The organism is Kitasatospora herbaricolor (assembly GCF_030813695.1).
Classification (GTDB): domain Bacteria; phylum Actinomycetota; class Actinomycetes; order Streptomycetales; family Streptomycetaceae; genus Kitasatospora; species Kitasatospora herbaricolor.
The window spans coordinates 1043064-1061401 of the sequence record NZ_JAUSVA010000002.1 but is presented as its reverse complement, the minus strand read 5'-3'; the positions used below and the strand labels follow the sequence as shown (position 1 = coordinate 1061401).

The window sequence follows — 18338 nt, the reverse complement described above, 5'->3', positions numbered from 1 at the left end:
CGTGCTCGCCGTCCCGGCCGTGCTCACCCATCTCGCCCACGGCGCCCCGACCGAGCTGACGAGCTTCCCTCCGGGCGGGTCGGTCAGCCGCCCTGGCCGGCGCTGCCGATCGGGCCGACCTTCACGGGGGAGCCGGTGCCGTCGGTGACGGGGAGGGTGGCGGCGCCGGGCCAGTTGAGGGTGACCGACTTGGTCTCGTCCGGCGGGGTCACGATCAGCCCGGTGATGCGGACGCCGGAGCCGTTCGACTTGTTGAGCGGGTAGCTGATGCCGAAGAACGTCGATTTGCCGTTCTTCAGGACGGCGGAGACGACCGGCTCGCCGGTCCGCTTCGCGGACAGCTGCCCCGCGCTGGTCTTCAGGTCGGCGCCCGGGTACCCGGAGATCGAGCAGTCCCGGCCGCCGTGGTTCTTCAGCTCCACCACGACGGTGCCGTCGAGGTCGCCGTCGATGGTGCGCTCTACGGCCGTGATCTCCAGCTCGTCGGTACGGCACTTGCCGGACGTCCCGTTCCCGGTGGCCGCCCCCGACCCGCCGGAGCCCCCGGCGGTGGCCTGACCCGCACTGCCCGGGCCCGAACTCCCGCCCGGGGTGGACGCGGTGGACGCGGTGGTCTTGGGCGGGGCGGCCGGTGCGGTGGAGGCGGAGGACGCCGTGGGCGCGGACGAAGGCCTGCCCTGCGCCTCCGGGCCGCTGACGTCGTCGTTCTGACAGGCCGTCAGCGAAAGACCGGCGGCAACGGCCAGGGCGGCTGCGAAGGTGAGCTTGTGGACGCGCATGGTTCATCCTCGGTGTCGGTCGGCGGTGCCGGGTGTCCGGAACGGATTGGCAGGAGCGGGCAGTTCTGATCAGCAGGACTCGTCCGCCCGGCCGAGCCGTTCCGCCCGGCCGCCACCCAGCACGTTCCTGTTACACATGACCGGGCCCGACGCCCGCCCCCGGGGCCGCATCGTGTCGGCGGGACGGCGCTGACCAGGCCGGGGACGCTGGTTCCGGTCACCTTCGCGTGCCGTCCCGCGGCCGTCGTCCGCCGGTACGGACCCGTGACCCGGAGGATCTTGACCAGAAGCGGTCATGCCCCCTCAAGGTCGCCCGTCCTCCTTCGGGAAGCCCTGGCCGGCCCGCGCGTCGACCACGGGGTGTCGGCCGCCCGCGTGGATCGCCGTCATCAGCACTCGCGGAACGCACGGCCCGGCCGGTCCGACGCATCTCCGAGAGATGCCGTGTCCGTCGCTCCTCGCCCCAGCCGCTCGACAGCCGGCATCGGGAGGCGCCGCCGGCCCGGCCTGCACGGCCTCCGTCCTGGGCGGCCGGCGCGTGTCCCGACCGCCCCCGGGCCTCCGACGGAGGCCCGGGGGCGGCGGTCAGTGCCCCGGCGTCCGGCGGTCAGGCTCCGCGCTGCAGGACCGCCGCCTCGAAGTCCCGGAACTCGCACTCCTGCTGCCACTCCTGCTCGGCCTTGGGGCTGGCCGCCAACAGGGCTTCGCAGCCGGCGCTCGGGTGGGCGCCGCCGATCTCGTCGCCCGCGCACTGCGGCGCCGGCTCGAAGCCGTCGCGGTCCCGCCAGAGGCTGCGACCGGGGAGGAAGCCGTACTCCAGCGAGTTCCGGGCCAGCTCCTTCAGGTCCCGGTAGCCGAGGTCGTAGCGGGTGGTGGCCTTCTGGTACTCCTCGGTGATGTCGCCGCGCGAGACCCCGGGGTCGTCGGTGGCCAGGGCGGTCGGCACCCCGTGCCGCCGGTAGAGCGGGAACGGGTGGTCCGGGCCGGAGACCTGGAGGATCTGCTCGTTGCTGGTCAGCGGTACCTCGATCAGGGTGTGCCGCTCGGCCAGGGTGTTCAGCAGGTCGGCGGAGTCGTCCTCGTGCACGACGTCCACGCCGTGGCCGATCCGCTCGGCGTGGCCGGTCAGCACCGCCTGCCGGATGTGGAAGCGCAGGTCCTCCGGCTTGACCAGTCCGGGGACCAACTCGCCCGCGTGGAGGGTGATGTGGGCCTTGGGGTAGAGCGGGTGCAGGAAGTCGAGCATCTGCATCTGCAGCTCGTAGTTCTCCAGCGAGGCCGGGTAGTCCTCGGGCTGGACGAGGTTGACCGCGACGAACCGGTCGTCCTGACTGGCCAGTTCCATGCCGAGCATCAACTGGGTGAACACCCGGGCCGGCGTCGAGGCCCGCGAGGCCTGGGAGATCAGCCGGACGGTGACGGCGCAGCCCGGGGCAGGCCGGGTGCCGCCGCAGTTCGCGGTGGCCTGGTACTCGGCGAACATGCGGTCGGCCTCGCCCCGGGCGTCGGCCACCACCTGCGCCATGCCGCCGTCGGCGAGCAGCTTCTCGCGGAGCGCGGCCAGGTCGGGGTCGAAGCCGACCTTGGCGGCGAGGGCGGCGCCGCTCGACGAGGCCGGGGTCAGCATGGTCTCCAGGTAGCTCTGCTGCTGGGCGGCCATGCCGTCGGTGACCTCGGCGAGCATCCGGCCGGGGTGGCGCCAGCTGGCCTCGCCGAACTTCCCGAAGGTGGCGAAGAAGTGGTCGTGGCCGGACTCGGGGCCGGGGACGAAGTCCTGCATCGACCAGGCCCGGATCACCTCCTGACGGAACGTCTGGTCGGAGACCGCGTCGGAGGCCGGACGGGCGGTCGCCGAGCAGGGCGCCACCTGCGCGGTGAGGGTCGCGGTGTCGATGCAGAGCCCGTCCTCGGCGGCGAGCTGGATCAGCAGCTCGGTGGTGACCGCGCCGGAGAGGTGGTTGTGCAGGTCACCGCCCTTGGGCAGGTCCTGCAGGAAGCGTCGCAGCGCCTGCGGGTCGTCCCGGATCCGGTCCAGGAGGGCGTTCACCCGGTGCTCGGCGGCGCCGCGCACGGCCGCGCCGGTGGGCAGCGCCGCCTGGGCCGCGGCGGGGAGCAGGGGGGCGAGCAGCGCGGCGCAGGCGACGGCCGCGGCGACGGTGGTTCGGCGTAGCGTGATCATGGCCGTATGTTCGCGGGTGATCGCCGCGCCGGTCGGCCTCATCGGCGCCTGTCCCGGACACACCACCCGGACGGGCGAGCGGTGGGGAGCACTGGTAGGACGTGCACACACGAACCCCCGGCGGACGACGGTACGGCGGCACTGCCGGGGCTCGCGCCCGACGGAACCGCGGGCTCGTGGCGGCACGCACCGGCTTGTACGGCGCGCGCGCCCGCCCCGCGCACCGGCCGGGGTGCCGTGCGCCGGTGCGCGGGGCGCCGTCCGGCCGGGACAGTGGCCGAGGACGTCCGTCGCATCGCTGCGGTGTGGCCGTGGCGAGCGGTCGGACGGCAGGAGAGGGGTGCGGGATGAGTGGCTCCAGGTGGAGGGGTTTCAAGCTGAGGGGAACCGGCACGGGTCCGGCCGACGCGGCACCGAGGCGGCGGATCCGCCGGCGCGGATCCGGACGGGCGGGCGGGCGACGGCGAGCCCGCTCGGTCGCCACCGCGCTGCTGGGCGTCACCGTGCTGGCCGCCGGATCGCTGGCCGCGACCGGGCCCGCCGTGGCGAACGCGCCCGGGCACGCCGGCACGCCGAGTGCCCCGACCACCGTGTTCACCGAGGGTTTCGAGAACGGCCAGGGTGCCGCGGTGACCGCACTGACCGACTACACCGGTGCCCCGCCGCCGGCCGAGCGGTACACCGCCGATCCGGCCTGGCTGACCGCCTGCAACGGCCTGATCGTCTCCGCGCAGGCCCCCGCCGCCCCGCCGGCCGGCGTCAACTGCGGCAGCTTCTGGGAGGCCAACAAGCAGATGGCCGCCGCGCTGGCCACCTGGGCCGGCGAGGACGCCGCCACCAACCACTCGCTCACCGCCTACACCGCGGGCGATCCGGGCGCCGGACGCACCCAGCTGGAGACCGTGCAGCCGATCCCGCTGAGCGCGGAGAACCGCTTCCTGACCTTCTCGGTGGACGCGGCGGCCCAGAACTGCTTCGCGAACCACCCGCTGCTCGCCTTCTACCTGCTCGACGGCGGCACCGCGCGCCCCGCGTTCAGTTCCCCCATCGACCCCTGCCTCCGGCCCGGCCGGGTCATCGGCGGCACCTCCGTGGGCACCTACGCCAGCAACGGCTCGGTCCTGTTCACCGGCGATGCGGCCGGCATCCGGCTGGTCAACGAGCAGGCCGGCGGAGGAGGCAACGACGGCGCGATCGACAACATCCGGCTGCTGGACGCCACCCCGCAGCTCGACCAGGGCTTCGGGCCGGCCCGGCTGCCCGTGGGCGCCCCCAGCACGCTGACCTTCACCGTCACCAACACCGGCGAGCTGGCCGCGAAGAACGGCTGGTCCTTCACGGCGCAGCTGCCCGCCGGGCTGACCCTCGACGGCGCGAGCGCCGCCACCGGCTGCGGCTCCGGCACCGCCACCGCGGACGCCACGCAGGGCACGGTGACCGTGCACGGTGACCTGGCCGCCGGGCAGCAGGCCTGCACGGCCACCGTCCGGCTCACCTCCACCACCGGCGGCACCTACCAGGTGTGCGGGTCGGCGATCACCGCCCGGGTCGGCGTCGACCTGCCCGGCTGCGCCGCGGTGACCTTCGACGCGCCGGTCTTCGACGCGCGCTCGCACGGTGTGCGGCTCACCTCGCCGCTGGTCGGTGTCGGTCCGCTGCCCGCCTCCGCCCATTCCTGCACCTCGCTGCCGGGCGAGGACGGCGACACGGTGCTCGGCGCCGGGCTCGGCACCGTCGGCAGCCTCGGCGTGCTGACCACCGACGCCTCAGGCACCGTGGGGGCCGACGGCACCCGTGTCGCCGCGGCCCGTGCCAGGAGCGCCGGGATCAACCTGCTGGGCGGCCTGATCACGGCCGATCTGGTCGGCACCGAGGCCCAGGCACGGCAGCCGCTCACCGGCACCGGGCCGGGAGCGGTCGACCTGACCGGTGCGACCACCCTGGTCAACCTCCGCGTCGCGGGGGTGGCCGTCTCCGCCGACACCGCGCCGAACACCGTCATCGGCCTGCCGCTGGTCGGCTCGCTGGTCGTCAACCAGCGGACGCCCGTCGCCGGGGACAAGGGCGTCACCGTCACCGCGCTCTCGCTGAACCTCCTCACCGGCGTGCAGCTCACGATCGCCAGGAGCACCGCGGCGCTGCTCACCACCGCCGACACCTGCCCCGCGTCCTGACCTCTCCGTCTCCCTGCCACCTCGCACTGCCGGCGGCGGTCCCGATGGCCGGGCCCGCCGCCGGGTCACCCGCCCGTAAGCCCGCCCATCGCCATCGCCCATCGCCCACGCCCACGCCATCGCTCGCCCGTCCGCTCGTCCGCCCGCCCGCCCGCCCGTGCGCGGGCCGTCCCAAGGAATTCCCAAAGACGGATCAAGGAACCGGAAACCCGGCCGGAGCGTTCTCAGCAGCGGGCTCGCTTCGGGTGCGGGGTGCCGGGGGATTAGGCTGCCCTTCCGGGGTGCGGGCCGACGCACCCCGGACCGCACCCCGAACCCGCGCAATCCTGAAACGGCGAGACCACCGTCTCGTCCTGCCACGGAGGTAACCGGCCTTGCACATCGACGCCTGGATCGAGAGCGTCCCACCTGGCTGGGTGTACGCACTGATCGCGCTGATCATCGGCCTGGAGAGCCTCGGCATCCCGCTGCCCGGCGAGATCGCGCTGGTCTCGGCGGCCCTGCTGTCCTCGCGCGGTGTGGTCAGCCCGTGGTGGATCGCGATCTGCGCGATCCTCGGCGCCATCATCGGGGACTCGATCGGCTACTCGATCGGGCGCCGGGGCGGCAAGCCGCTGTTCGAGAAGCTCGGGCGGAGGTTCCCGCGGCACTTCGGGCCTGAGCACCTGGCGAGCGCGGAGCGGTCCTTCCAGAAGTGGGGCATGTGGGCGGTCTTCTTCGGTCGGTTCATCGCCCTGCTGCGGATCTTCGCCGGGCCGCTCGCCGGCGCGCTGCGGATGCCGTACTGGAAGTTCCTGATCGCCAACGTGCTCGGCGGTGTGGTCTGGGCCGGTGGCACGACCCTGCTGGTCTACCACGTCGGCAAGGTGGTCGAGCAGTGGCTGAAGGGCTTCTCCTGGGTGGGCCTGGTGCTCGCCGCGCTCGGCGGGGCCTTCTCCGCCTGGCTGCTGAAGCGCCGGGCCGCGAAGGCCAGGGCGGAGGACGAGGCGCAGGGTCTGCTGGACGCGGCACCCGAACCCGCCGCCGGCACCACCGGCACCACCGCGCCGGAGCCGGCCGCTCCGGGCACCGCCGCGGCTCCGGCGACCGCCCCCGCGACGGCCGTGGCGCCCGCGGCGGACTGACGGTCCGGCAGTCCCGGCGGGGTAGCATCGGGCGGGAATCCCGGCGGTGACGACGCAGCATGTGGAGGGCCTTGTGAGCCAGCAGCAGTGGGACGCGGTCGACGACTACTTCGCCGAGACCCTGATCGGCCACGATCCCGTGCTGGAGGCCGCCACGGCCGCCGCCGACGAGGCCGGGCTGCCGCACATCGCGGTGGCGCCGAACCAGGGCAAGCTGCTGCACCTGCTCGCGCTCACCCAGGGCGCCCGCCGGATCCTGGAGGTCGGCACGCTGGGCGGCTACAGCGCGATCTGGCTGGCCCGCGCGCTGCCCGCCGACGGCACCCTGATCACCCTGGAGATCGACCCCAAGCACGCCGAGGTGGCCCGCCGCAACCTGGAGCGGGCCGGCCTCGGCGAGGTCGCCGAGGTGCGGCTGGGCCCGGCCGCGGACTCCCTCGCGGCGCTGGAGGCCGACGGGGCGGAGCCCTTCGACCTGGTCTTCATCGACGCGGACAAGCCGGGCAACCCGGAGTACTTCGCCCGGGCGCTGAAGCTGACCGCGCCCGGCTCACTGATCATCGTCGACAATGTGGTGCGCGGCGGGGCGGTCGCCGACGCGGACAGCGCCGACCGGAGCGTCATCGGCACCCGGGCGCTGCACGACCTGATCGCCGCCGAGCCCCGGGTGTCCGCCACCTCCGTCCAGACGGTCGGGGCGAAGGGCTACGACGGATTCACGCTGGCCCGCGTACAGGGCTGAACCATCGGAGGAGCGAGAACGTGCGGATCGGACTGCTGGGAACCGGGCCCTGGGCGGAGCGCGTGCACGCTCCCGTGCTCGCCGAGCACCCCGGAATCGACTTCGTGGGGGTGTGGGGGCGGCGGCCGGAGGCGGCCGAGTCCCTCGCCGAGGCCCACGGCGTACGCGCCTACCCGGACGTGGACGCCCTGCTCGCCGACGTGGACGCGGTCTCCATCGCGCTGCCGCCGGGCGTCCAGCCGGACCTCGCCGTCCGCGCGGCGGAGGCGGGCTGCCACCTGCTGCTGGACAAGCCGGTCGCGCTGACCGTGCCGGACGCCCGCCGGCTCGCGGCCGCCGTGGCCCGGCACGAGGTCGCCTCGGTGGTCTTCTTCACCGTCCGCTTCGGCGGCGAGCAGGGGCCCTGGCTGGAGAAGCAGGCGGAGGTCGGCGGCTGGTTCACCGGCCGCTCCGACTGGCTCGGCTCGGTCTTCGCGCCCGGCAGCAGCAGCCCGTACGCGGCCTCGCCCTGGCGGGAGGAGAAGGGCGCGCTCTGGGACGTCGGCCCGCACGCCCTGTCCGTCCTGCTGCCGGTGCTCGGCGACGCGACCCGGGTGACGGCGGCCTCCGGCCCCCGGGACACCGTGCACCTGGTGCTGCGGCACGAGGGCGGCGCCTCCAGCACCCTGGCGCTGAGCCTGACCGCGCCGGTGGAGGCCGGCGGCACGGGCATGGAGCTGCGCGGCAGCGCCGGCGTGGTGCACCTGCCGGAGCGCGGCGAAGGGCCGGTGCGGGCGCTGCACCGCGCGGTGGACGCGCTGCTCGACTCCGCCCGCACCGGCACGCCGCACCCCTGCGACGCGGCCTTCGGTCTGCGGGTGGTGGAGATCCTGGCCGGCGCCGAGCGGTCGCTGGCGACCGGCGGGCCGGTGGACCTCCGCTGACCCGAGGCCCGGCACGGACCTGCCCCGCCGGAGGGGGCGTGGTCCGGCCGGGCCGCCCCTCTGCCGTCCGCACCCGGGTCAGCGCGGGCCGCCCCGGAACGGGTGCACGTGGACGTGCTGGGCGATCGGGTCGAACCGGCCGGTGAAGGCGAAGAGCGTCGCGCTGCACGCGCCACTGGTCGGCAGGCCGATGACCGCCGCTGCGCACAGCAGTCGAACCAGTGCGAGCAGCGGACCCGGCGCGCGTCGGGGCGCGCGCCGAAAGGTCCGCCGGGGCTTCCGCCCGGCCGCTCCTGAGCGTTCCCCCACGGCGCCCCCTCGGTGGCCCGCCGCACCTCGGTGGTACCCCGAGCATCCCCGGCCCGGGACGGCCGCACCAGTCAACGGGCATGCGGTGAGGCCGAGTTGTGATGCATCCCCGGCGGCTTGCGTCACTGTCCGCCCGCGGCCCGCGCCCGGGATCTGCGCCCGCGCCCGCACCCGGGAACCGGCAAGGACCGCCGCGGGCCCACCGCCTGCCTCCCGCTCTTCCGCCGGCTACCTGCCGCTCGCTCGTCGAGACCCCCGCTCGCCCGGGGGCGGGGCCCCCGGGCGCCGCTCGGACGCACCGATCGGGGTGGGGGCGTTGACAGGGTGCCCTCCTCGGCTGAATGCTAAGCAAGCGCTTAGTCACCCGGTGGGGCCTCCGCCGGGCGGGTCACCGAAACGCTTGGGAGCGAGCCGATGTCCGACACCCCCGCCGACCCGCCCGGCCTGGACCTGGCGCGGCTGCGCGTCCACCTGGACCGCGAGCTGCCGGGCCTGGTCCGGGGCCCGCTGCGGGCCGAGCTGATCGAGGGGGGCCGCTCCAACCTGACGTACGTCCTCTCCGACGGCGCGTCCAGCTGGGTGCTGCGCCGGCCACCGCTCGGCCACGTCCTCGCCACCGCGCACGACATGGGCCGCGAGTACCGGGTGATGACCGCCCTGCGGGCCACGCCCGTACCCGTGCCCGACACCCACCTGCTGGTCGAGGACACCGAGGTGATCGGCGCCACCTGGTACCTGATGTCCTACGTGCCCGGCGTCGCCCACCGGGACGCCGCCGCCCTCACCGCGCTCGGCCCCGAGCGGGTCCGGGCGCTCGGCCTCGGCCTGGCCGAGACCCTGGTCCGGCTGCACGCCATCGACCCGGCCGCCGTCGGCCTGGCCGACTTCGGCCGCCCCGAGGGTTACCTCGCCCGCCAGCTCCGGCGGTGGAGCACCCAGCTCGCCGCCTCGCGGAGCCGCGAACTGCCCGGCGTCGACGCGTTGCACGCGCTGCTCACCGAGCGGCTCCCCGACTCCCCGGCGCCCACCCTGGTGCACGGCGACTACCGGCTGGACAACGTCCTGGTGGACGGCGAGGACCGGATCACCGCCGTACTGGACTGGGAGATGTCCACCCTCGGCGACCCGCTCACCGACCTCGGCCTGCTGGTGATGTACACCGAACTCGCCGGCGCCGGCGGCGGGATCATCCCGGCCGCCGCCACCGCCCCCGGCTACCCGGCCGCCCCGGAGCTGGTCGCCCGCTACGCCGAACTCTCCGGCCGGGACGTCTCCACGCTCGGCTGGTACGTCGCCTTCGCCTCGTTCAAGCTCGCCGTGGTGGCCGAGGGCATCCACTTCCGCTACCAGCAGGGCAAGACCCTCGGCGCCGGCTTCGAACGCGCCGGCGAGATGGGCCCGATCCTGGTCGACCACGGCCTCGCGGCCCTCAAGGAGCACTGACATGGACTTCTCGTACGACGCCCGCACCCTGGAGCTGCGCGAGCGGCTGCTCGCCTTCATGGACGAGTACGTACACCCGGCCGAGGCCGTGCTGGAGGAGCAGCTCGCCGACCCGGCCAGGGAGCACTGGGACATCCCGCCGGTGGTCGCCGAACTGCAGGCCCACGCCCGCCGCCTCGGCCTGTGGAACCTGTTCTTCCAGGATCGGCACAGCCTGCCGGGGGAGGGCGGAGCCGGCCTGACCAACCTGCAGTACGCGCCGCTCGCCGAGATCACCGGCCGCAGCCCCCACCTGGCGCCCGCCGCGCTCAACTGCGCCGCGCCCGACACCGGCAACATGGAGCTGCTGGCCCAGTTCGCCGACGCGGACCAGCGCAAGCAGTGGCTGGAGCCGCTGCTGAACGCAGAGATCCGCTCCGCCTTCGCGATGACCGAGCCCGAGGTGGCCTCCTCCGACGCCTCCAACATCGCCACCCGGATCGAGCGCGACGGTGACGAGTACGTGGTCAACGGCCGCAAGTGGTACATCACCGGGGCGATGAACCCGGCCTGCAAGATCTTCATCGTGATGGGCAAGACCGACCCGTCCGCCGAACCGCACCGGCAGCAGAGCATGATCCTGGTGCCGCGCGACACTCCCGGGGTGACCGTCCGGCGCGGCATGCGGGTCTTCGGCTACGACGACGCCGACCACGGCGGGCACGCCGAGATCACCTTCGAGGACGTCCGGGTCCCGGCCGGCAACCTGATCGGTGAGGAGGGCTCCGGCTTCGCCATCGCCCAGGCCAGGCTCGGCCCCGGCCGGATCCACCACTGCATGCGGGCGATCGGGATCGCCGAGCGCGCCCTGGAGCTGATGTGCCGCCGCACCCTGGAGCGGGTCGCCTTCGGCCGCCCGCTGGCCGAGCAGGGCGTGGTGCAGGACTGGATCGCCGAGTCCCGGGTGCGGATCGAGCAGGCCCGGCTGCTGGTGCTGAAGACCGCCTGGTTGATGGACACCGTCGGCAACCGGGGCGCCCACACCGAGATCCAGGCCATCAAGATCGCCACCCCGCTCACGGTGGAGTGGATCCTGGACAAGGCCGTCCAGGCGTACGGCGCGGCCGGCGTCAGCCAGGACACCCCGCTCGCCCAACTCTGGGCCGGCAATCGCACCCTGCGGCTGGCCGACGGCCCGGACGAGGTGCACAAGCGCTCGCTCGCCCGCCGGGAGCTCAAGCGTCACCGGGAGGCCGGCCGATGACCAGCGCCGACGAACTCGTCATCCGTACAGCCGAGTTGCTGGCCGCCCACGACCCGGCGGCCACCGAACCGCTGGAGTTCCTGCGGGCCCGGTTCGACGCCGGACTGGCCTGGGTGCACTTCCCGCCCGGCCTCGGCGGCCTCGGCGCCCCGCGCGCCCTGCAGGCCGTGGTCGACGCGGAACTCGCCGCCGCCGGCGCCCCCGACAACGACCCGCGCCGGATCGGCATCGGGCTCGGGATGGCCGCCCCCACCATCCTGCGCTACGGCACCGAGGAGCAGAAGCGCCGCTTCCTGCGCCCGCTGTGGACCGGCGAGGAGGTCTGGTGCCAGCTCTTCAGCGAGCCCGGTGCCGGCTCGGACCTGGCCGCGCTCGCCACCCGCGCCGTCCGCGACGGCGACGGCCCGGACGCCGGCTGGACGGTGGACGGCCAGAAGGTGTGGACCTCCAGCGCCCATCTCGCCCGCTGGGCCATCCTGCTCGCCCGGACCGACCCGGACGTCCCCAAGCACCAGGGCATCAGCTACTTCGTCTGCGACATGACCGACCCCGGCGTGGACGTCCGGCCGCTGCGCCAGCTCACCGGTGAGGCCGAGTTCAACGAGGTCTTCCTGACCGGCGTGCGGATCCCCGACGCCCATCGGCTCGGCGCGGTCGGCGAGGGCTGGCGGATCGCCCAGACCACCCTCAACAACGAGCGGGTCGCGATCGGCGGCCAGCGCACCCCGCGCGAGGGCGGCCTGATCGGCATCCTCGCCGAAACCTGGCGCCGGAACCCCGAGTTGCGCACCCACGAGCTGCACCAGCGGCTCCTCCAGGGCTGGACCGACGCCGAGGTGCTCCGGCTGACGGGCGAGCGGCTGCGCCAGCAGCTCGCGGTCGGCCAGCCGGGCCCTGAGGGGGCCGCGGCGAAGCTGGCCTTCGCCCGGCTGGCCCAGGAACTGACCGGACTGGAGGTCGAGTTGCTGGCCGAGCAGGGGCTCGCCTACGGCGACTGGACGATGTCCAGGCCCGAACTGGTCGACTTCACCGGCCGCGACGCCGGCTACCGCTACCTGCGGGCCAAGGGCAACTCGATCGAGGGCGGCAGCTCCGAGATCCTGCGCAACATCATCGCCGAGCGCGTCCTCGGCCTGCCCGCCGAGCCCCGCTCGGACAAGGACGTGCCCTGGAAGGAGTCGGCCCGATGACCGAACTCGACCTGCTGTACTCGGAGGTGGAGGAGGACCTGCGCTCCGCCGTCCGCGCGTTGCTCGCCGACCGCTGCCCGCCGCAGGCCGTCCTCACACGGTGCGAGGGGCCCGAACCGCAGGACACCGGGCTGTGGCGGACGCTGGCCCAGGAGCTCGGAGTGGTGGCGCTCCAGGTGCCCGAGGCGCTCGGCGGCGCCGGGGCCTCGCTGCGCGAGACCGCCGTGGTGCTGGAGGAGCTGGGCCGCGCCTGCGCGCCGGTGCCGTTCCTGGGCAGCGCCGTGCTGGCCACCACCGTGCTGCTCGCGGCCGGTGAGCTGGCGGCGGGGGAGTGGCCCGCGCTGTGCGCCGGTGACCGGACGGCCGCGCTCGCCGTACCGTTGTCCACCGCGCCCGACGCGCCCTTCCCGCTCGGCGTACGGGCCGACGCGGCGGGCGCCTTGACCGGTGCGGTCACCTCGGTCGCCGACGTGCCGGGGGCCGGCCTGCTGATCGTCCCCGCCGACGGCCCGGCCGGGCCCGGCCTGTACGCCGTGGACGGGGCCGACGTCACGGTGACCGCCCGGGGCTCGCTCGATCTCACCCGCCCGCTCGTCGACCTCCGGCTGGACGGCGCCCCCGGCCGGCTGCTGGTGGGGCCGGACCAGGCCGAGGCCGTGCTCTGGGAGGCCCTGCTGACGGGCGCCGGACTGCTGGCCTCCGAACAGCTCGGACTGGCCGAGTGGTGCCTGGCCACCACGGTGGCGTACCTGCGGGAGCGCCGGCAGTTCGGGCGGGTGGTCGGCTCGTTCCAGGCGCTCAAGCACCGGCTGGCCGATCTCTGGCTGGACATCGCGGGCGCCCGGGCCGCCGCCCGGGCCGCGGCCGACGCGCTGGCCACCGGGAGCGCCGACGCCGCCGTCCTGGTGGCGGTCGCCGCCTCGCACTGCGGCGCGGTCGCCGTCCGCGCGGCGGAGGAGGCCGTGCAACTGCACGGCGGGATCGGGATGACCTGGGAGCACCCCGTCCACCTCTACCTGAAGCGCGCCAAGGCCGACCAGCTGGCCCTCGGCACGCCCGGCCGGCACCGGGCCTCGCTGGCCACCCTGGCGACGCTGCCGGCCCCGGGCGGGCCGCTGCCGCGGATGCCGCACGTCTGACCGGTCCGCCGGGCCACGTCCGGCCGCCGCCCGGTCCCGCTCCCAGCGCTTTCGGGGCGCGGGACCGGCTCCGGCGGGCCGCCACGGCCGATCGGCCTACCGGGGGTCATACGCCGGTATGAGAGGAGGAGTTGGCTCCGGGGTATGACGTGCGGTGCCGGTGCCCCGCCGTACCGTCGGCGTCACGGGCCCACCGCACGGAGGCGGGCCGACGGGAGGAACCAGGGCCGATGCACGCCTCGTCACCGATCGCCGCACCAGCAGTCGCAGCGCCGCCGTCCGCGGCGCACCCGCGCGCCGGGGCGGGCCGGCGCCGCCTGGCCGCGGCACTGGCCCTGGCCGCGACGGCCACCCTGCTGGGGGTGCTGGCCGGCCCGGCGGCCGCCGCCGCACCCGCCGGTGCCTCCGGCCCACCGGCCACCGCGGCGCTCCCGGTGCCCACCGGACCCTTCGCGGTGGGCACCACCTCGCTCCGGCTGGCCGACCCTGGCCGGCCCGACCCCTGGCACCCGGACCGGACCAGGGAGCTGATGATCAGCCTCTGGTACCCGGCCACCGGGACGCCGAGCCCGCGGGCCCCGCAGATGGCACCGCTCGCCGCCGCGCACTTCGGCACCCCGCGCGGCGCCGGCACCTTCAACTACGGTCTGCCGCCCGGCCGGACCAACTGGTCGGCCACCCGCACGCACGCCCGGCAGGACGCTCCCGCCCTGCGCGCCGGCGGCCCGCGCCCGGTCCTGCTGTACTCGGCCGGCCTGGGCGATCCCCGCACCTGGAACACCGGCCTGGTGGAGGACCTGGCCTCGCGCGGCTACGTCGTGGTCACCGTCGACCACACCTACGAGGCCTCCGAGGTGGAGTTCCCGGGCGGGCGCCTCGCGGAGTCGGTCTTCCCCGACCTGGCCGGCCTGCAGGACCCGGCGGCGATCGACGCCGTCCTGCGCAAGGCCGTGCAGGCCCGGGTGGACGACGTCCGCCTGGTGCTGGACCGCCTCACCGCCCTGCACGCGGGCGGCGACCGGCCGGTCGGATCCGCGGACGGGGCCGTGCCGGGCGGCCTGGCGGGCGTCCTCGACCTGGGGCGGGTCGGCATGGTCGGCCACTCCGCCGGCGGGTTCACCGCGGCCCAGGCCATCCACGACGACCCCCGGATCAAGGCGGGCGTCAACCTGGACGGCACGATGGAGTTCCCGCTGCCCGACAGCACCGGCAGCCCCTTCGGCACCGCCGTCCAGGACGGCCTGGACGTGCCCTTCCTGCTGATGGGCACGGACAACCCGGACTCCGGCAGCCACCAGCAGCAGCCCTCCTGGCAGGCCTTCTGGCAGCACACCCGCGGCTGGCACGCGGACGTGACCCTGACCGGGTCCCGGCACGGTTCCTACACCGACGCCGAGTCGCTGCTGCCCCAGCTGGCCCGGCAGGACGCCGCCCCGGCCGCCACCGTCGCCGACGACATCGGGACGGTGCGCCCCGAGCGGGCCGTCGCCGCGACCCGCGCCTACGTGGCCTCGTTCTTCGACCGATGGCTGCGGGGCCGGGACGACCACCTGCTGGACGGTCCGTCGGCACGCTTCCCCGAGATGCGCCACGAGCCCTGATCCTCCGGCCGGCCCGATCCCCGGCCCCGGCACGGCTCAGGTGGGGCCGGGCCCCTCGCTCAGCCGTCGTGGTCGGTCCGGTGTGCCGGGGCCGGCGTGCGCAGCGAGTAGAGCGAGGTGACCAGCGCGGCCAGCCCCACCACGGCGCCGAGCACGGACGCCGCCCGGTCCGCCGTCCCCAGGTCCCCCACCATCGCGTAGACCGCCAGTCCGACGGCTGCCAGTGCCCCGAGGGTCGCACCCGCCCACGCCCATGCCCTGTACTGAGCTGTCATTTCCTCATCATCACCCCTGGGCGGCCGAATGCAAGTGTGATCTCCATTCGCCCAGGCCAACCGATGTGACGGAAATCGGAGGCCGCCGGGCCGGCCGCCGGGGGAGGGGGCCGGCCCGGCGACGGGGCTCAGGACTCCGGTGCCGATGCCGGGTCGGCCGCGCTCACCGGTACGTCGGGGTGGCGGCACCAGGAGCCCTGCACGGCCCACTGGACGAGCATCAGCACGACGCCGAGCAGCAGCGCCCCGATGCCGATCACTGTCACGCCGCCGGTCTCGCCGAACAGCGGCAGGTCGACGGTGGTGCTGCCGTAGTCCGGCTGGGCGTAGACGTCGAAGGCCGCGTAGCAGAAGAAGTAGAGCAGCATCAGCCCGCCGAGCAGCGGCAGTACGCCCTTGAAGATGAAGTCCTTGGCGCTGCGGGTCAGCACCCGGCGGTAGTACCAGACGCAGGCGAACCCGGTGAGCCCGTAGTAGAAGGCGATGCCGAGGCCCACCGAGGCGATCGAGTCGGCCAGCACGTTGTCGCTGATCGAGGTCAGCAGCACGTAGAAGGCGATGGAGGCGATGCCCATCCCGACGGTCGACCAGGTCGGGGTCTGGTGGCGGGCGTGCACCCGGGCGAACTGGGAGGGGATGGCCTTGTGCGCGGCCATCGAGAAGGTGGTCCGGGCGGTCGGCAGGATGGTGGTCTGGGTGGAGGCCGCCGAGGAGGTCAGCACCATGAAGATCAGCAGCTTGGTGAGGAAACCGCCGAAGCCCGAGTCGCCGAAGATCGCGCTGCCGAGGCTGGAGAGCACGTCCTCGGAGTTGTCGGGGTTGCCCAGGCCGATGCCTTCGGTGCCGACGCCGGCGAAGGCCTGCGAGGCGGTGGCCACCAGGGCGTAGATGCCGAGCAGCAGCACGGTGGAGATCACCGCGGCCCGCCCCGGGGTGCGGGCGCTGTCGGCCGTCTCCTCGTTGACCGACACGGCCGTGTCCCAGCCCCAGTAGATGAACACCGCGGCGAGGATCCCGGAGGTGAGGGCGCTGGAGGAGGCCACCTCGAAGGGGTTGAACCAGGAGGCCGAGACCTGGATCGCGGTGTCCGGCGGGCTCGACCCGTAGACCTTCACCAGGGCGGTCACCGACAGCAGCACCAGCATGATGATCTCGATGGTCAGCAGCCAGCGCTGGAGGGCCGCGGAGATCTCGATGCCGATGTAGCAGATCCAGGTCATCACGATGATCCAGATCACCCCGGCGATCGTGGTCCAGGTGGTGTTCTCGGCCAGTGAGTCCAGTCCGAACAGCCGGAAGCCGTAGACGCCGGCGATCTGGGCCAGGTTGGCCATCACGATGATGTCCGCGACGACGATGCCCCAGCCGCCGAGCCAGCCGGTGCGCGGGCCGAAGGCGCGCGCGGCCCAGGTGAAGGTGGTGCCGCAGTCGGGGTCGGCGGCGTTGAGCTCCTTGTAGGCGTAGGCGATCAGCAGCATCGGGACGAAGCCGAGGATGGTGATGATCGGTGCCTGCAGGCCCACGCCGGCCACGATGATCCCCAGCGTGGCGGCCAGGCTGTACGCCGGGGCGGTGGAGGCGAGGCCGATCGCCACCGAGGAGACCAGGCCGAGCGCGCCGGTCTTGAGCCCCTTCTCGCCGGCTCCGGAGCCGGTGACCAGCGGCGCCGCGGGCGGGGTGGGCCGACCGGGCGAAGGCGGAGTGGGAGGACCGGGGGGAGTGGACACTGAGCCCCACCCTCTTCTCGTCAGGTGTTGGTTGACGGCCTGCGGAACCGCGGCCGGCGATGGCGCCGGGCCGCGTCCGCGCCGGGCTCCGGCCGCGGTCGGCGGCGGGCGCGGCGCCCCGGTGGGGAGGCGTCTCACATCTTCCTCCCGCCGTTCCGCGGGTGCCAGAGGTCGCGGTCCGAACGGGCGTCGCCGGTGCCGCGCGGGGGCCGCGTCACCCGTCCGGCCCTGCCGGATGAGCACATTCGGCCGTCCTGGATAGCCGCGGGCGGCGGGCCGCCGGAGACTCGGATCCCGGGGGGTGTTCTCCACTCTGAGAGGCATTCCAGTGAAGCCAGGTCCTTCCCGCATCGTCGCCGCCGCCGCGGCCGTCACCGTCGCGCTCACCCTCGCCTCGTGCGGGAGCGCGAAGCAGTCCACCGGGTCCTCGGGCGGGGGCTCGGGCAGTGCCAGCGGGCCGATCAAGATCGGCCTGCTGCTGCCCGAGACCAAGACGACGCGCTACGAGCAGTTCGACAAGCCCCTGATCGAGCAGGCGATCAAGGCCATCGCGCCGGACGCGCAGATCGACTACTACAACGCCAACCAGGACGCGACGACCCAGCAGACCCAGGTGGACACCGCCCTCACCAAGGGCAACCAGGTCCTGATCCTGGACGCGGTGGACGCCAAGTCGATCCAGTCCTCGGTGCAGAAGGCGCACGACGCGGGCGTGAAGGTGGTGGCCTACGACCGGCTGGCCCAGGGCCCGATCGACGGGTACGTCTCCTTCGACAACTTCAAGGTCGGCGTGCTGCAGGGCGAGGCGCTGGTGACGGCGGTCGGCGACAAGGCCTCGGCCGGCAAGATCATCATGATCAACGGCTCGCCGACCGACCCCAACGCGGCCGAGTTCAAGGCCGGCGCGCACAGCGCCATCGACGGCAAGCTCACCATCGGCAAGGAGTACGACACCCCGAACTGGGACCCGAACAACGCCAACCAGGAGGCCGCCGCCGCGATCACCGCGCTCGGCGCCCAGAACGTGGTCGGCGTCTACTCCGCCAACGACGGCATGGCGGCCGGCATCGCCACCGCCCTCAAGGCCGCCAACCTCTCGGTGCCGCTGACCGGCCAGGACGCCCAGCTGGACGCGGTGCAGCGGATCCTCGTCAACACCCAGACGATGTCCATCTACAAGCCCTACAAGCCGGAGGCCGAGGCGGCCGCGGCGATGGCGGTGGCCCTCGCCCAGGGCAAGGGCGTGCCGACCGCCTCCGCGACGGCGACCTCCACCAGCGGCAGCGGGCACAAGGTGCCGTCCGTCCTGATCACCCCGATCGTCCTGGTCAAGGCCAACATCAAGGACACCGTGGTGAAGGACGGCCTCTACACCGTCGCGCAGATCTGCACGCCGGACTACGCCGCGGCCTGCGCGGACGCGGGTCTGTCCTGACCGGAGCCCGGCCCGTCCGGGCCGCCCCGGTCAGCAGCAACGGACCAGGTGAACA

The 18338-nt window shown here is 74.3% G+C and carries 14 protein-coding genes; 10 read left to right on the top strand and 4 right to left on the bottom strand.

The genetic code is table 11. The features are described 5' to 3' along the window. Positions 1–83 precede the first annotated feature (83 nt). Positions 84–779 carry a DUF4232 domain-containing protein gene (locus tag J2S46_RS05070; protein WP_191294240.1) on the bottom strand — a complete coding sequence of 232 codons (696 nt, stop codon included), beginning with the start codon at positions 777–779 and terminating at the stop codon, positions 84–86. 607 nt (positions 780–1386) lie between these two features. Further along, on the bottom strand, positions 1387–2958 hold the full coding sequence (locus tag J2S46_RS05065) for an adenosine deaminase family protein (RefSeq protein WP_191294239.1): 1572 nt from the start codon (positions 2956–2958) through the stop codon (positions 1387–1389). Between the two features lie 347 nt (positions 2959–3305). On the opposite strand from J2S46_RS05065, the gene J2S46_RS05060 reads away from it, so the two are divergent. The 9 genes from J2S46_RS05060 (at position 3306) to J2S46_RS05020 (ending at position 14846) form a co-directional block, all read left to right on the top strand. After that, on the top strand, positions 3306–5132 hold the full coding sequence (locus J2S46_RS05060) for a choice-of-anchor P family protein (RefSeq protein ID WP_191294238.1): 1827 nt from the start codon (positions 3306–3308) through the stop codon (positions 5130–5132). Between the two features lie 374 nt (positions 5133–5506). Next, positions 5507–6256 carry a DedA family protein gene (locus J2S46_RS05055; protein ID WP_191294237.1) on the top strand — a complete coding sequence of 250 codons (750 nt, stop codon included), beginning with the start codon at positions 5507–5509 and terminating at the stop codon, positions 6254–6256. A 73-nt stretch (positions 6257–6329) separates the two neighbouring features. Then, complete coding sequence (locus tag J2S46_RS05050; RefSeq protein ID WP_191294236.1) at positions 6330–6998, top strand: O-methyltransferase; 669 nt, start codon at positions 6330–6332, stop codon at positions 6996–6998. A 20-nt stretch (positions 6999–7018) separates the two neighbouring features. Then, on the top strand, positions 7019–7921 hold the full coding sequence (locus J2S46_RS05045) for a Gfo/Idh/MocA family protein (protein WP_191294235.1): 903 nt from the start codon (positions 7019–7021) through the stop codon (positions 7919–7921). Positions 7922–8644: 723 nt separating this feature from the next. Beyond that, the gene (locus J2S46_RS05040) at positions 8645–9673 is read left to right on the top strand and encodes a phosphotransferase family protein (protein WP_191294233.1); all 1029 of its coding nucleotides are present in this window, start codon (positions 8645–8647) and stop codon (positions 9671–9673) included. Between the two features lies 1 nt (position 9674). Further along, positions 9675–10916 (top strand): acyl-CoA dehydrogenase family protein, encoded by a 1242-nt coding sequence (locus tag J2S46_RS05035; protein ID WP_191294232.1) that lies wholly within the window; start codon positions 9675–9677, stop codon positions 10914–10916. Then, positions 10913–12106, top strand: coding sequence for an acyl-CoA dehydrogenase family protein (locus tag J2S46_RS05030; protein ID WP_191294231.1), 1194 nt, complete (start codon positions 10913–10915; stop codon positions 12104–12106). The genes J2S46_RS05035 and J2S46_RS05030 overlap by 4 nt, the downstream gene beginning before the upstream one ends. Then, a complete protein-coding gene (locus J2S46_RS05025; RefSeq protein WP_307348835.1) occupies positions 12103–13245 on the top strand; it encodes an acyl-CoA dehydrogenase family protein in 1143 nt (380 codons plus the stop codon). The genes J2S46_RS05030 and J2S46_RS05025 overlap by 4 nt, the downstream gene beginning before the upstream one ends. Positions 13246–13475: 230 nt before the next feature. Continuing rightward, positions 13476–14846: an alpha/beta hydrolase family protein gene (locus J2S46_RS05020; protein ID WP_191294229.1), complete on the top strand. Its 1371-nt coding sequence runs from the start codon at positions 13476–13478 to the stop codon at positions 14844–14846. A 59-nt stretch (positions 14847–14905) separates the two neighbouring features. Here the strand turns inward: J2S46_RS05020 and J2S46_RS05015 are convergent, their stop codons facing one another. Both J2S46_RS05015 and J2S46_RS05010 read right to left on the bottom strand, forming a co-directional pair. After that, entirely contained in the window at positions 14906–15121 is a 216-nt protein-coding gene (locus J2S46_RS05015; RefSeq protein WP_191294228.1) for a hypothetical protein, read from the bottom strand. Positions 15122–15249: 128 nt separating this feature from the next. After that, positions 15250–16848, bottom strand: a complete 1599-nt coding sequence (locus J2S46_RS05010) for an APC family permease (RefSeq protein ID WP_307348832.1) — start codon at positions 16846–16848, stop codon at positions 15250–15252. A 328-nt stretch (positions 16849–17176) separates the two neighbouring features. On the opposite strand from J2S46_RS05010, the gene J2S46_RS05005 reads away from it, so the two are divergent. Beyond that, positions 17177–18283, top strand: a complete 1107-nt coding sequence (locus tag J2S46_RS05005) for a substrate-binding domain-containing protein (protein ID WP_229913356.1) — start codon at positions 17177–17179, stop codon at positions 18281–18283. Positions 18284–18338: the final 55 nt, after the last annotated feature.

What these genes read in the sequence shown, in the direction of transcription:
- J2S46_RS05040 (WP_191294233.1), top strand. Translation starts at nt 8,645, where the DNA reads ATGTCCGACACCCCCGCCGACCCGCCCGGCCTGGACCTGGCGCGGCTG.
- J2S46_RS05070 (WP_191294240.1), bottom strand. Translation starts at nt 779, where the DNA reads ATGCGCGTCCACAAGCTCACCTTCGCAGCCGCCCTGGCCGTTGCCGCC.
- J2S46_RS05020 (WP_191294229.1), top strand. Translation starts at nt 13,476, where the DNA reads ATGCACGCCTCGTCACCGATCGCCGCACCAGCAGTCGCAGCGCCGCCG.
- J2S46_RS05035 (WP_191294232.1), top strand. Translation starts at nt 9,675, where the DNA reads ATGGACTTCTCGTACGACGCCCGCACCCTGGAGCTGCGCGAGCGGCTG.
- J2S46_RS05060 (WP_191294238.1), top strand. Translation starts at nt 3,306, where the DNA reads ATGAGTGGCTCCAGGTGGAGGGGTTTCAAGCTGAGGGGAACCGGCACG.
- J2S46_RS05030 (WP_191294231.1), top strand. Translation starts at nt 10,913, where the DNA reads ATGACCAGCGCCGACGAACTCGTCATCCGTACAGCCGAGTTGCTGGCC.
- J2S46_RS05015 (WP_191294228.1), bottom strand. Translation starts at nt 15,121, where the DNA reads ATGACAGCTCAGTACAGGGCATGGGCGTGGGCGGGTGCGACCCTCGGG.
- J2S46_RS05025 (WP_307348835.1), top strand. Translation starts at nt 12,103, where the DNA reads ATGACCGAACTCGACCTGCTGTACTCGGAGGTGGAGGAGGACCTGCGC.
- J2S46_RS05065 (WP_191294239.1), bottom strand. Translation starts at nt 2,958, where the DNA reads ATGATCACGCTACGCCGAACCACCGTCGCCGCGGCCGTCGCCTGCGCC.